This window comes from Proteus sp. STS61-E, assembly GCF_040932335.1.
Taxonomy (GTDB): domain Bacteria; phylum Pseudomonadota; class Gammaproteobacteria; order Enterobacterales; family Enterobacteriaceae; genus Proteus; species Proteus mirabilis_B.
Window position 1 is genome coordinate 223,545 of sequence record NZ_JBFQGE010000006.1, and the last position, 13,708, is coordinate 237,252.

Consider the following 13,708-nt stretch of genomic DNA (forward strand, 5'->3'; position numbering starts at 1 on the left):
AAATGGCTAAAAGAACAGATATCAAAACAATCCTGATTTTAGGTGCAGGGCCGATTGTTATCGGGCAAGCGTGTGAATTTGACTATTCAGGCGCTCAAGCATGTAAAGCGCTACGTGAAGAGGGATATCGAGTTGTTTTGGTAAATTCAAATCCTGCAACCATTATGACCGATCCTGAAATGGCCGATGCAACGTACATCGAGCCGATTCACTGGCAAGTTGTGAGAAAAATTATTGAAAAAGAGCGCCCTGATGCGGTATTACCAACAATGGGCGGGCAAACAGCACTGAACTGCGCTTTAGAATTAGAGCGCCAAGGTGTTTTAGCTGAATTTGGTGTCACCATGATTGGTGCAACAGCTGATGCAATTGATAAAGCAGAAGATAGACAACGCTTTGATAAAGCGATGAAAAAAATCGGCTTAGATACTGCTCGTTCAGGTATTGCACATAACCTCGATGAAGCTTTTGCTGTTGCTGAACAAGTTGGTTTCCCTTGTATTATTCGTCCTTCATTCACGATGGGGGGAACAGGTGGCGGTATTGCCTATAATCGTGAAGAATTTGAAGAAATCTGTACCCGAGGTTTAGATTTATCACCAACCAATGAACTGTTAATTGATGAATCACTGATTGGTTGGAAAGAGTATGAAATGGAAGTTGTGCGCGATAAAAACGACAACTGCATTATCGTCTGTTCTATCGAAAACTTTGATGCAATGGGAATTCATACGGGAGATTCCATTACTGTCGCACCAGCACAAACCCTTACCGACAAAGAATATCAAATCATGCGTAATGCCTCGATGGCGGTATTACGTGAGATAGGTGTTGAAACTGGCGGTTCTAACGTTCAGTTTGCGGTTGATCCTAAAACAGGGCGCTTGATTGTTATCGAAATGAATCCTCGTGTTTCGCGTTCATCCGCGCTTGCCTCTAAAGCAACAGGTTTCCCAATTGCGAAAGTCGCTGCAAAATTAGCAGTAGGTTATACCCTCGATGAGCTGATGAATGATATCACTGGCGGGAGAACGCCAGCCTCTTTTGAACCATCCATTGATTATGTTGTGACAAAAATCCCTCGTTTTAACTTTGAAAAATTTGCGGGAACAAATGACAGATTAACTACGCAAATGAAATCTGTGGGTGAGGTGATGGCAATTGGTAGAACACAACAAGAGTCCTTGCAAAAAGCATTACGAGGCCTTGAAGTTGGGGCGACAGGCTTTGATCCTAAAGTTGATTTAGACGACCCTGAAGCATTAACGAAAATTCGCCGTGAGCTAAAAGAAGCCGGTTCTGACCGAATTTGGTATATCGCGGATGCTTTCCGTGCTGGACTATCCGTTGATGGTGTTTTTAATCTCACTAATATTGACCGCTGGTTCTTAGTTCAAATTGAAGAAATCGTTCGTCTTGAAGAAAAAGTCAGTGAAGTCGGTATCAAAGGGTTAAGCGCTGATTTATTGCGTCAGTTAAAACGTAAAGGCTTTGCAGATGCACGCTTAGCTAAAATACTTAACGTAAAAGAGCACGCCATTCGCCAATTACGTGAGCAATATCAACTCCATCCTGTCTATAAACGTGTTGATACTTGTGCGGCAGAATTTGCTACTGATACTGCTTATATGTACTCGACTTATGAAGAAGAGTGCGAGGCAAATCCACATCAAGATAAACCTAAAGTGATGATCTTAGGTGGTGGACCAAATCGTATAGGGCAAGGAATTGAGTTTGATTATTGCTGTGTTCATGCTGCGCTTGCGTTGCGTGAAGACGGTTACGAAACCATCATGGTGAACTGTAACCCTGAAACGGTTTCAACGGATTATGACACCTCTGACAGACTCTATTTTGAACCTGTTACGTTAGAAGATGTGCTTGAAATTGTACGTATCGAAAAACCGAAAGGGGTGATCGTGCAATATGGTGGACAGACACCATTAAAATTGGCCAGAGCGCTAGAAGCTGAAGGTGTGCCAGTCATTGGGACAACGCCAGATGCTATCGATAAAGCTGAAGATCGTGAACGTTTCCAAAAAGCGGTTGATAAGTTAGGGTTAAAACAGCCTGAAAATGCCACTGTAACGGCGTTAGAAGAAGCGGTAGAAAAAGCACAACAGATAGGGTATCCGCTGGTGGTTCGTCCTTCTTATGTCCTTGGTGGACGCGCAATGGAAATTGTTTATGACGAAGTTGATTTACGTCGTTATTTCCAAACCGCGGTTAGTGTGTCAAATGATGCACCTGTTTTATTAGATCGTTTTCTTGATGATGCGATTGAAGTCGATATTGATGCGATTTGTGACGGTAAACAAGTCGTGATTGGTGGCATTATGGAGCATATCGAACAAGCGGGTGTTCACTCTGGTGACTCGGCTTGCTCATTACCTGCTTACACCCTAAGCAAAGAAATTCAAGATGTGATGCGTAAACAAGTCCGTGAGCTCGCTTTTGAATTAGGTGTAAAAGGGTTGATGAATGCACAATTCGCGGTGAAAGGTGATGATGTTTATCTTATTGAAGTTAATCCTCGTGCTGCTCGTACCGTCCCTTTTGTGTCAAAAGCCACCGGCGTACCATTAGCCAAAGTTGCTGCGCGTGTCATGATTGGTCAAAGTCTTGAAGAGCAGGGCGTAACAAAAGAAGTTATTCCGCCTTATTACTCTGTAAAAGAAGTGGTTTTACCTTTCAATAAGTTTGCAGGTGTTGATCCAATTTTAGGGCCAGAAATGCGTTCAACAGGTGAAGTGATGGGCGTTGGTGCAACCTTTGCACAAGCCTTTGCTAAAGCGATGTTAGGCAGCAGTTCTACTATGAAGAAAAAAGGTAGAGCCCTTCTTTCTGTGCGTGAAGGTGACAAAAAGCGTGTTGTTGATTTGGCGACAAAATTACTAAAAAGTGGATTTGAATTAGATGCTACACATGGTACAGCCATTGTATTAGGTGAAGCAGGAATAAATCCACGTTTAGTCAATAAAGTGCATGAAGGGCGGCCGCATATTGAAGATAGAATTAAAAATGGTGAATATGACTATATCGTTAATACCACATCTGGTCGTCAAGCCATTGAAGATTCTAAAATTATTCGTCGCAGTGCATTAAGATATAAAGTCCATTATGACACGACGTTAAATGGCGGATTTGCAACAACACTATCATTAACGGCAGATCCGACGGCGAGTGTTATTTCAGTTCAAGAAATGCATAAAAAGATAAATAAAGCTTAAGTTTATTTGTTGCCGTAATAATGATCCCGAATATGAGGAAACTTGTATTCGGGATTTTTTGTTTTTTTATCGCTATTTAAAAAAAGAAAATTTTACGGAAAAAAGAAAGCCCCAAATAAATTTATTTGGGGCGATTGCAAAACAAAGAGGTGGGTGCGGATCTTTTTTTCAAATAAGGAGTCAAGAAAATAAAACAAGTTAATTTCTTTGTTTTAGCGAATTTATTTTGTCTTTTTTTGGCGTTTGAGTCAATAGTAAATCATTTTACGCAATCGGCTAACATATTGTTTTAATTTGATTAAATTTGTAATTTACCACTGATAAGGTATAGGGGATAGAGAAATTTCTGTTACTATATTGGTGGGTGCTTGGATCATTTTGGTTCAAGCATTTTGCAAGAGCCAGAAAGAGAAAAGCCCCGAATTTTATTCTCATAAAATCCGGGGACAGACTCAAACCTGAACAACTTGATTCTGTCTCCTTTTCACAAAGGAGTCAATAAAATTGACTAAAATAACCTTATTTGGAATTACTGTTATTTGTGCGACCGTTCTTTCTTTCACAATGATTGTAGGTGAACGATTATGTTCTCTTAACATTAGTGATGGAAGCACTGTAGTTCAAGCTATTTTGATGTGCAATAAATAGTTTGGTGGGGGAGGTTTTCTCCCCCCAATTTTTCTTCAAGTTGTTAGATTTGTGGTACAAGCACCCTGTCTTTAAAATAGGCTATTCGACATAAATGATAATGATTGCTATTTCGTTGAATGTTTGACAATATAGCTGACAACATAGGTGATTATTTACTCTGCTGATATCTTTCTATTATGTCTCAACACTCTTCATTCTATTCATACATTGGTTATCAACCTAAGCATCAGCAGGTTGAAGAATATCGCTTTCAAGACCAAATTCTATTGCGCCAAGGTGTATTAGAAACCACGGAAGATCTGCAGATTGAAGAGACTTATCAAGCCGGCTTTAATTTAGTGGCTGTTCATAGTGGAAGTGTGATTAGTGAAAGTGTCAATGGGCAGAAAATAGAGATAGCAACACCAAGTATTTTTATTGCTAATAGTGTTGAACGCTATTCTTTATTGAATCAATTTAAATCTGGCGATCCCCTAAGATACACATTATTGCAATTATCATCTCAGTGGCTTGAGCAACAACATATTTTGTTGCCCCCTATACTGCAACAAAACCAATCACTCATGCTGCATCATCTGATTATGGATAACACTTTTTTGGCGTTAACCATGCAGTTATTTCAAAACCCAGTTCATGACTCTTTAAAACCACTTTATTACTCTGGCAAAGCGTGTGAATTTGCTTCATTAAGTTTGCAATATTTATGTCATGCGCAAGAGCCTGCGAATCGACCATTAAGTCAGCGTGAAAAAAACAGCTTAAAACAGGCGAAAGAGATCTTAATTGCTGAAATGGAAACACCACCGAAACTTGAAATATTAGCGGCACGCGTGGGATTAAATACACGAAAACTCACCCAAGGATTTCGTCAATTATTTGGTAATTCTGTTTATGGTTGGCTACAAGAATATCGCTTACAAACCGCATATAATATGTTGCTAAATGAAGGGGAATCTATCTCAAGTGTTGCCTATTATGTTGGGTATACGCCAGCTCATTTTTCCGTCGCATTTCGCAAACGTTTTGGTATATTACCGGGTGATGTACGCAAAGGGCATTTTACACCTTAATTGATTTTATTAAGTTTATGGGTAATATTGATATTCTTTCAATGTTAATTACTACACCTTAAACAGGTAATTAATTTCACTTCTCTCTATCTTGCTTAGTAAATAAGCAATTTGCTTCTAAATCGAAAGTAATAGTCACGCAATCTAAAGCCTTGTCGCTAGAGGGTAAATACCCTTTTCGTTATAGTGCCACAATATGTTGTGGAGATTATTATGCATAATGAATTATGGGCGTTATTACGTCCTTATCGCCCTTTATTAATAGGTGCCTTGTTGCTACAAGTAGTTGCAGGTTTTAGCTCTTTAGTTCCGTGGTTAGCACTTTATCAGCTTCTTCTTTCTTTCCCTTCTAGTAATACGTTGTGGTTAACCATTGCTGTTATTGGTGGCGTTGTATGGCTAATATCACAAACCATTGCATTTCATTTAACACATTTAATGGATGCCAAATTAACCTACCAATTACGATTAGCATTATCAGAAAAAATGCAGAAATTACCGTTAAATTGGTTTGTTAGCCAAGGAAAAAATGGTATCAACCAATATGTTCAGCGCGATATTAAAGCACTGCATCAATTAATTGCTCATGCGCCTGCTGATATTGTGCAATTTATCGTTGTACCTGTTATTGCCATTATTGTGTTATCAACAATTAATCTTTTTTTACTACTTTTTGCTCTTATTCCTCTTATCATCGCTTATTTTTGTTTTAAACAAACCCAATCTTCACGTTATCAAGTCTATTGTGAACAGCGTGACAGTGCGATGAAAACACTCTTTGAAGATTATCAACTCCTTGCAGAAAACCCGCTTGTTGCACGTCAATTTCCACATAAAGGCATTATCAGCAAAACAGAAAAAGCCTTATTTAATTTTGTTTTTCATTTTCAAAATTGGGTTAAACGAGTTGGACTATTGGGATCACTAACCCAGTTATTATTAAGTGCAACTTTACTTACAGGGTGGTTATTACTAGGAGCGGTCACTTTTGAACAAAGGCTGCCCTTGGCAGATTTACTCCTGTTTATTTTATTACTAAGACGTATTGCTGAGCCTGTCATGGCAATGGGACATGGTGGCGATGCATTACGTATTGCAAAACAATCCGCACAGCGGACCCAACAATTATTACAGCAATCTGAAATGCAATATGGTGAGCAATCTGTAGAAGGAATTTCTCATCAGGTAGCGTTAACGGCAGATTCTGTTTGTCTCTCTTATGGTGATAAAAAGATCCTCAATAATATTAATTTTGAAATTAAAAAAGGAGAGTTTATTGCCATCGTCGGGCCTTCTGGCGCAGGTAAAAGCTCGTTATTGCAACTTATTGCTCGATTTATGGATGCAACATCAGGTGAGATCTTAATTGAGAATAAGCGCTTACAAGCATATTCACGTCATGCATTAAACCAAATCACCACAGTGGTAATGCAAAATAGTCAACCATTGCCTTATTCGATTAAAGATAACCTATTGTTATTTAATCCAAATTGTAATGAAGAACAACTGCAATCTGTAATTAATGAAACGCATTTTGCTGAAGTCATTGAGCTTCTACCTCAAGGTTTATCAACAATCATCAATGATGAAACGCCACTTTCTGGCGGTGAAGCACAACGCTTAGCGATAGCTCGCGCTTTTATTGCCAATAGTCCGCTGTTATTGGCTGATGAGCCATCTTCAGCGCTTGATCCTGATAATGCACAACATATTTTTAATGCATTGAAAAATAAAACAATGACACGAATTGTTGTGACACATTCTTTGGCGTTAGCACAGCAGGTGAATAGAGTGATATTTATGGCTGATGGGAGGTTAGTAGCAATGGGAAATCATGATGATTTGCTACTTGAGAGTGAGCGATATCGTGATTTTGTTCAGAAACAAGGAGAGCAAAATGAAGACTAATCCCTTTGTTTCATTACTCTTATCTTTAAAATTTCCCCTTAGTTTTATGGTTTTTAGTGCCATTTTAGAAGGGCTATGTGGATTATTGTTATTACCTATTATTATTTATTGGCATCAAGACCCAAGCCAATATTTATGGATGTTAGCGGGATTAACATTAATTACATTGGTTTTTCAGTACATTGCGATATTAAATGGTTTTCTTGCGGGGACGACGGTGATGAAAATCTTGGTTCAAGCCTTGATCCACCATTTACCTCGCAGTTTAACGTCACCTCCCCAAGCGCAAACACTATGTTCAGGTGCTGCAATGAGTGCAATGAGCATTCCTGCTCATTTACTGGCTCCTGTGATCAGTGTGGTTGTCACACCATTAACAGTCATTATTGGCCTTTTATTTTATAACGTCACTTTTGCATTTATTTTTATGCTCTCTGCGTTCTTGCTTGTTGTTGTGATGCGGATCAGTGCCAAAGGATTGCATAAACAAGAGGCTACACTTCAAACTGCGGAAAACGTTGCAGCGAAAACATTGGCTGATTTTGCACAACATCAGGCGTTATTGCGTAAAAGTGGACGCAATACACAATTTTCACAGCAATTACAGCAAGATCTGTTAGCGCAACATCATCAGCAGGTACAGTTATTGCAGCGGAGTTTACCCTACCATTTAATTTTTTCTCTTTGCATTCAGGTTATTTTTATCGCGGTTCTCGTGTTTGGTGTGATAAATGTTGATGCTAACAAACTCACCTTAGCGCAGTGGTTAGCTGTTGTCGTATTAATTGCTCGCTTTATTGAACCGTTATTTCAGCTTTCTCATATTGATCAAGCATTAAGACAAAGCAAGCAGTCACTAACATTAATTAAAAACGCGTTGAATGCTCCTACATTACAAAGCCCAAAACAAAGTGATACGCCTAAAAGCAATGACATTCGTTGCGAACAACTGGATGTGAATAATAGTTTAGGTACGACGATCCTTTCTAACATAACAGCGCTATGCCCCGATAAAAAAATGACGGCAATTGTCGGCAGTTCTGGTGCAGGTAAAACAACATTACTACGTGTTTTAGCGCGTCTTATTGATGCGGATAAAGGGCAAGTTTTTTATGGAGATAAAAAAATTAATGATTTATCTGAGAGTGTATTAGCGCAAACAAGACAAATCGTATTTCAGCATAACCAGTTAATTAGAGGCACTTTACGCTGGTCATTATTACAAGATGAGCAATCAACAATCAGTGATAAGGATATTTTGCAGTTACTCAATGCATTGAATTTACCGTTGATTCAAACTGATTTGGATGAAGATGTGGGAGAACAAGGTGACCGTTATTCTGGAGGACAAAAGCAACGATTATGCTTAGCGCGTTCATTATTAGCCGATCCTAAGATCTTATTTTTAGATGAACCTACGGCAAGCCTTGATACAGTCAGTCGTGAAAAAGTGGCTCTTTATCTTGAAAACCTAACATCCACTCGAGTCGTGATCACCCATGATCCGGATATTGCCAAACGGGCGGATCATGTCATTGTGCTTGATGATGGAAAAGTCATTGAAGAAGGTTCTCCTGATGTATTGTTGTTATCTTCAACATGGTTCTCACGTTTTTGTGGATCATATTGAGTTTTTCGATCTTCATTAGTTGTTGCGTAATATCGATTGGCAATCGAAAGAGATAATTTGGCAATCTAAAATACCCTAATCCCAAAATTGATAGAGTGATAACCATTATCATTTGAATATTTTGGGATAGGTATGGTTTACATTTCTTCTTTAGCTGACTTAGATAAAACACAGAAATTATCACCAGTATTAAATCAACGTACACAAAATAAATTGGCATTAACACAATGCGCTATTTTGTGTTCTACCGCTTTATTTTCACTTTCTGCTATCGCAAATACAGCAACAGAAAATAATAAAGAAGCCGATATTTTAGTGGTGACGGAAAGCGTAGCACAACACCGCGATAACCTTGCTCCCGGCGTTAGTACATTAAGTAAAATGGCGCTTAAGCCCAGAGAGATCCCTCAAACAGTCTCTGTGATAGACAGAGAGCAAATAGAAACTCAAAACTTAAATACCCTTGATGAAGTAATGACTCGCGCTAATGGGGTTACTAGCGCACCTTTTGTTTTATTAACAACAGCTTATTACGCTCGTGGCTTTCAAATCAATTCTTTTGAGCTTGATGGTGTTCCTGCTTTAATGGGAAATATGGCAAGTTCGCCGCAAGATATGGCTGTTTATGAACGTGTTGAGATCTTAAAAGGCTCTAACGGATTAATGCATGGAATGGGGAATCCTGCGGCAACCGTCAATATGGTACGTAAACATGCGCCTTTAGACGATCAATTAAAAGCAACATTTACGGCTGGAAGTTGGAACCGTTATCGCGGTGAAGTCGATGTGGGTGGGCGTTTAAATCAAGACGGTAGTGTCCGTGGTCGAGTTGTAATGGCATGGGAAGATAAAGATTTCTTCTACGATATTTCAGATCAAAAAACACGCTTAATTTATGCAACTGTTGATGCTGATTTAACACCTAACACGCTATTACGCACAGGTATTCAATATCAAACAATCGATTCCATCACCAATATGGCAGGTGTGCCAATGGGGAAAGATGGGAGCGATTTACATCTTTCTCGTAAAACCTATTTAGATGCTGATTGGGATAAATTCAAATGGGATACCACACGTCTATTTACTGGAATTGAACATCAAATTAATGATGATTGGCTGTTTAAAATAAATGCTGATTATCAATATGCTAAAGCGCGTTTGCTGTATGCAGGAGCATGGGGAAATATTGATCCTGAAACGGGTGATGGAGCCATGCTGATGGGCGGCGCTTACAAGTTCCATAACTATCAAACAAGTCTCGATACCAATGTCACAGGAAAACTCAGTGGCTGGGGATTGCAGCATGATGTGATAGTAGGGATGAGTTACTCGAAAGCTAGCGAGGAACAGCATACAGGGCAATTTAAAGATCCTCTCAATGTTCCTGTGAATATTTATCGTTGGGACCCTCATAGTGTGCCAAAACCACAAGTAACGGGCTATTCCTCTCAAGGTGCGACAAAAACGGAACAAACTGGCGTTTATGGAATGAGCCGGATCAAGCTTATTGAGCCTGTTACGTTGGTTGCAGGCGCAAGGGCAAGTTGGTGGGAAGTGACAAAACCGCAAGCTAAGTTTACTGAAAATGGAAAAATCACGCCTTATGGTGGTTTGATTTGGGACTTTGCACCTCAATGGTCATGGTACAGCAGTTATTCTACGGTTTATCAACCACAAACAGGGAAAACTTGGAGTGGTGAAATGTTAAAACCAGTAGAAGGACAAACTGTTGAAACGGGATTCAAAGGCGCGTTGATGAACGGTGGACTTAACGTCTCCGCCGCGGTTTTCCGTATTGATATGAAAAATAATCCACAAGAAGATCCTGCACATCCTGGTGGTGGTTTTAATACCTATCTTATTAGTGGTGGCAAAGTTGTTAGCCAAGGCTTTGATATTGAAGGAATGGGGTATTTATCGCCATTTTGGGATCTTTCTGTCGGTTATACCTACACTGACACGGAATATAAAGAAGACACCCTTAACAAAGGCAATAGTTTTAACTCATTAGTGCCTCGTCATATGGTCAGAGCGTGGACAAATTATCAATTGCCTTGGGATGCACGTAAATGGAGCGTGGGCGGCGGTATTCAAGCACAAAGTGAATATAGCAAAACTAACGGAGAAATTACGTTACGCCAAGGCGGCTATACGATCTTTAATACACGTTTAGGTTACCAAATTAATGAAAACTGGTCTGCGGCATTAAATATTAATAATGTTTTTGATAAACGTTACTACTCAAGCCTATTCTCCCCTCAATGGAATAACCGTTATGGTGAACCTCGTAACGTTATGTTGAATATCAAGGCTGATTTTTAATGCAAAAGGCACTGCTGATCAGTTGTGCTGTTTTAGGCAGCGTAATAGGGAGTATTACGCTGTCATTACTGATAACAACCTTTTATCCCAGCACTGATCCTCTTAATCGTCTGTATGCAGCCGTCTTTTTACCTGTTGTTTGTTTATGTGGATTGCTCTGTTTTAGTTTGCTTTCAGTGAATGGGAAACAGGTATTTTGGCGAGCATGGAGCTGGTGGCCTTTACCTTTAATATTGTTGGAGTTTACTTTATGAAAGCGATATTAAAGCGCCAGTTCTCACAGCTTCATCGCCAAACAGGCACCTTATTTGGCATTCTATTATTTATTATTTTATTTACAGGCACATGGTCATTAGCACATGAAAATTTAAATCTATGGGTTCAATTTAAGCCATTAAATAAAGAATTATTGCCGTTAGATCAGTTATTAGTAAAAGGCGAATACCTCTTAGGTGAAAACGGTTTTAATAGTGTGAAATTAGCATCGATTGATCATCCTATTATTACTTTCTGCCAAAGAATAGGGGATTGTTCACTGCAATTAAATGCACAAACGGGTGAAGAAATTACAGTAAGAGAAGTTATCTCTCCTATTGTTAATTTACATAAAAATCTATTTATGGGGTTTTCTGGACGATTATTTATTAGCTTATTTGGTTTTGTTTTTGCGCTATTACTAATAACTGGCATTGTTATTCATCACCGTAAAATCTATCAATTATTTCGACTCCGTTTTAATCAAGGGCGTAGGCTGTTTTTCTTTGATTTGCATAATGTTATTGGATTATGGAGTTATCCGTGGCTCGTAATGTTTGCATTAACGGGGGCATTATCAGGATTAGGGGCATTCGGTACATTAATGCTCGCAAAATATGTGGAGCCAGAAGCACCAGTACAAGTCATGATGAAATTAATGGGACAATCAACACCCGTTTCATCTACGGTTACTGCATCTTCTCCTAGCTCATTATTAATTCAACTTTCACAAGAGAAACCAGACTTTATTCCTGAAGCTATTAATTGGAAAAATAAAGGTGATGCTGAGCAGCAAATTACGGTGAGTGGTATTCATTTATATTTACCCAGCACCGCTAATTTTGAGCAGTTCTTTTTTTCTGGCTTAGATAATCATTGGATTGCGGAAAAGAATTCTGTATCTCAGCAATTTTGGACGCGTGCTTTTATTGCTGTTCAACCTTTGCATTATGGGCAATATTTATGGACAGGTTCAGCAAACTTTAGTTTATCGGTACTTCATTGCCTAATGGGAATGATGGCCTGTGTATTGACCTTTAGTGGATTAGTGATTTGGGTATTAAAAAAGCCCATTAATATCAGTTCCCGTTTAGTGTTAGGAGGTTGTTCTGGCTTAATTTTTGCCAGTACATGTTTAATTCCTATCGCTATTTTCTCCGCGTTATCACCGATACTGCCTTTTTTTGGTGTTTGGTTGATAACGCTTCTTTTTTATTTTTCTTATCCGCAAGTGATCAAACTTACTTTTCTTATTTTAACCATAAGTAGCGTGGTTTTATTTATCAGTGTCTTTAGTCACTTATTTATAACTCATGCTGCTTTGTGGTGGGTAAGTTGTGCCTTGTTGATCAGTGCTGTTTTCTATTTTTTGATGGGTCTTTTTCTACTGAAAAGAGCGTAATTGGAGTTCGTTATGCAAGAATTATTAAAACATCGTCAATTGGTCATTACGTTAGGATTACTTTATTTAGCACAAGGTATTCCGATGGGAATTGCAATGGACGCATTGCCTACATTATTACGCCAAGAAGGCTCAGCTTTAAGTGCAATTGCATTTATTCCACTTGTCGGATTACCGTGGGTATTAAAATTTTTATGGGCACCTGTGGTTGATAATTATTGGTTTAAATCTTTAGGTCGTCGCCGCAGCTGGATTATTCCCATGCAGATCATTGTGACGTTTTGTTTATTGCTTTTAGCATTGATAGGTATTTCAGTTGAGATGGCTAAATGGGGCGTGGCTTTATTAGCTATCGCTTCATTAGCGAGTGCAACACAAGATATCGCGACGGATGGAATGGCGGCTGAACATGCGAGTGGCACACTATTATCTAAAATTAATGCGATTCAAATTGCAGGCGTGATGGGCGGTTTTTTCTTAGGGGGAGCAGGAATGATGATGCTAAGCGATACATTAGGGCAGCAAAATACATTGTTATTCTTTGCGTCGATCCCCGGTATTAGTTTGATATCAATTATGTTCTTTCAACAAAAAGCCAAATATGAGGCAGGGGAAAATAGTGTTAACCCTAATGCAAGCTTATTAAAAACAGTGCGAAGAAAAGGTGCGGTAAGATTATTAACACTCACATTGCTTTCAGCAGTCACCGCAGTTTCGGGTTTTGGTTTGGCTAAATTATTTTTAACTGACAGTGGCTGGGCTTTAGCAGAGATCGGGAAAATGGGCATGATGGGCGGTATGGTAACGCTGTTCTTTGGCTGTGGTGGTGGTGCTTGGTTAATTAACAAAATTGGTGTTTGGCGTGCTTTTTCCGCAGGATTATTGTGTGCTTTAGGTTCCTCATTATTATGGCTCTCACAATCAACGGGAGTGATTAGCCTTCCGATAGTTGCTGTATGTATTGTTTTAGGCTCTTTATCATCAGGGATCACTTCTGTGGCGATTATGACCGCCGGTATGCGATTTGCCTCAACAGATAATCAAGCGGGTACAGATATGACTGCGGTACAAAGTATGCGTGATATTGGTGAGATGGCGTGTGCAATGATGTTAGTCAGTTTAACTGCTGTTATTGGATATAACGGAGGCTTTGGACTGGCAGCATCGATTGCACTCTTTGCCTTATTGGTTACGTTGGTAAACGTAAGATATCAAGAAAAATGTAAGCTAATTTAAT

Annotated in this window: 9 protein-coding genes; all 9 read left to right on the top strand. The window is 39.1% G+C overall.

From position 1 onward, the window contains the following. Positions 1 to 2 precede the first annotated feature (2 nt). Entirely contained in the window at positions 3 to 3,230 is a 3,228-nt protein-coding gene (gene carB, locus AB4J89_RS14795; RefSeq protein ID WP_368469737.1) for a carbamoyl-phosphate synthase large subunit, read from the top strand. Positions 3,231 to 3,734: 504 nt separating this feature from the next. Beyond that, positions 3,735 to 3,878, top strand: a complete 144-nt coding sequence (locus tag AB4J89_RS14800) for a Hok/Gef family protein (protein WP_088493748.1) — start codon at positions 3,735 to 3,737, stop codon at positions 3,876 to 3,878. 179 nt (positions 3,879 to 4,057) lie between these two features. Next, positions 4,058 to 4,951: an AraC family transcriptional regulator gene (locus AB4J89_RS14805; RefSeq protein WP_088493747.1), complete on the top strand. Its 894-nt coding sequence runs from the start codon at positions 4,058 to 4,060 to the stop codon at positions 4,949 to 4,951. A 213-nt stretch (positions 4,952 to 5,164) separates the two neighbouring features. Beyond that, positions 5,165 to 6,859 carry an ABC transporter ATP-binding protein gene (locus AB4J89_RS14810; RefSeq protein WP_368469740.1) on the top strand — a complete coding sequence of 565 codons (1,695 nt, stop codon included), beginning with the start codon at positions 5,165 to 5,167 and terminating at the stop codon, positions 6,857 to 6,859. Beyond that, positions 6,849 to 8,489, top strand: a complete 1,641-nt coding sequence (locus AB4J89_RS14815) for an ATP-binding cassette domain-containing protein (RefSeq protein WP_368469742.1) — start codon at positions 6,849 to 6,851, stop codon at positions 8,487 to 8,489. The genes AB4J89_RS14810 and AB4J89_RS14815 overlap by 11 nt, the downstream gene beginning before the upstream one ends. 132 nt (positions 8,490 to 8,621) lie before the next feature. Continuing rightward, positions 8,622 to 10,814, top strand: coding sequence for a TonB-dependent siderophore receptor (locus tag AB4J89_RS14820; protein ID WP_368469744.1), 2,193 nt, complete (start codon positions 8,622 to 8,624; stop codon positions 10,812 to 10,814). Beyond that, complete coding sequence (locus tag AB4J89_RS14825) at positions 10,814 to 11,068, top strand: hypothetical protein (protein ID WP_088493743.1); 255 nt, start codon at positions 10,814 to 10,816, stop codon at positions 11,066 to 11,068. Before AB4J89_RS14820 ends, AB4J89_RS14825 begins: the two co-directional genes overlap by 1 nt. Further along, the gene (locus tag AB4J89_RS14830; protein WP_368469746.1) at positions 11,065 to 12,471 is read left to right on the top strand and encodes a PepSY-associated TM helix domain-containing protein; all 1,407 of its coding nucleotides are present in this window, start codon (positions 11,065 to 11,067) and stop codon (positions 12,469 to 12,471) included. Before AB4J89_RS14825 ends, AB4J89_RS14830 begins: the two co-directional genes overlap by 4 nt. Positions 12,472 to 12,483: 12 nt before the next feature. After that, positions 12,484 to 13,707 carry a RhtX/FptX family siderophore transporter gene (locus AB4J89_RS14835; protein WP_368469748.1) on the top strand — a complete coding sequence of 408 codons (1,224 nt, stop codon included), beginning with the start codon at positions 12,484 to 12,486 and terminating at the stop codon, positions 13,705 to 13,707. Position 13,708: the final 1 nt, after the last annotated feature.

Coding starts and splice junctions, on each gene's coding strand:
- AB4J89_RS14825 (WP_088493743.1), top strand. CDS start 10,814: ATGCAAAAGGCACTGCTGATCAGTTGTGCTGTTTTAGGCAGCGTAATA.
- AB4J89_RS14810 (WP_368469740.1), top strand. CDS start 5,165: ATGCATAATGAATTATGGGCGTTATTACGTCCTTATCGCCCTTTATTA.
- AB4J89_RS14815 (WP_368469742.1), top strand. CDS start 6,849: ATGAAGACTAATCCCTTTGTTTCATTACTCTTATCTTTAAAATTTCCC.
- carB (WP_368469737.1), top strand. CDS start 3: ATGGCTAAAAGAACAGATATCAAAACAATCCTGATTTTAGGTGCAGGG.
- AB4J89_RS14805 (WP_088493747.1), top strand. CDS start 4,058: ATGTCTCAACACTCTTCATTCTATTCATACATTGGTTATCAACCTAAG.
- AB4J89_RS14830 (WP_368469746.1), top strand. CDS start 11,065: ATGAAAGCGATATTAAAGCGCCAGTTCTCACAGCTTCATCGCCAAACA.
- AB4J89_RS14835 (WP_368469748.1), top strand. CDS start 12,484: ATGCAAGAATTATTAAAACATCGTCAATTGGTCATTACGTTAGGATTA.
- AB4J89_RS14820 (WP_368469744.1), top strand. CDS start 8,622: ATGGTTTACATTTCTTCTTTAGCTGACTTAGATAAAACACAGAAATTA.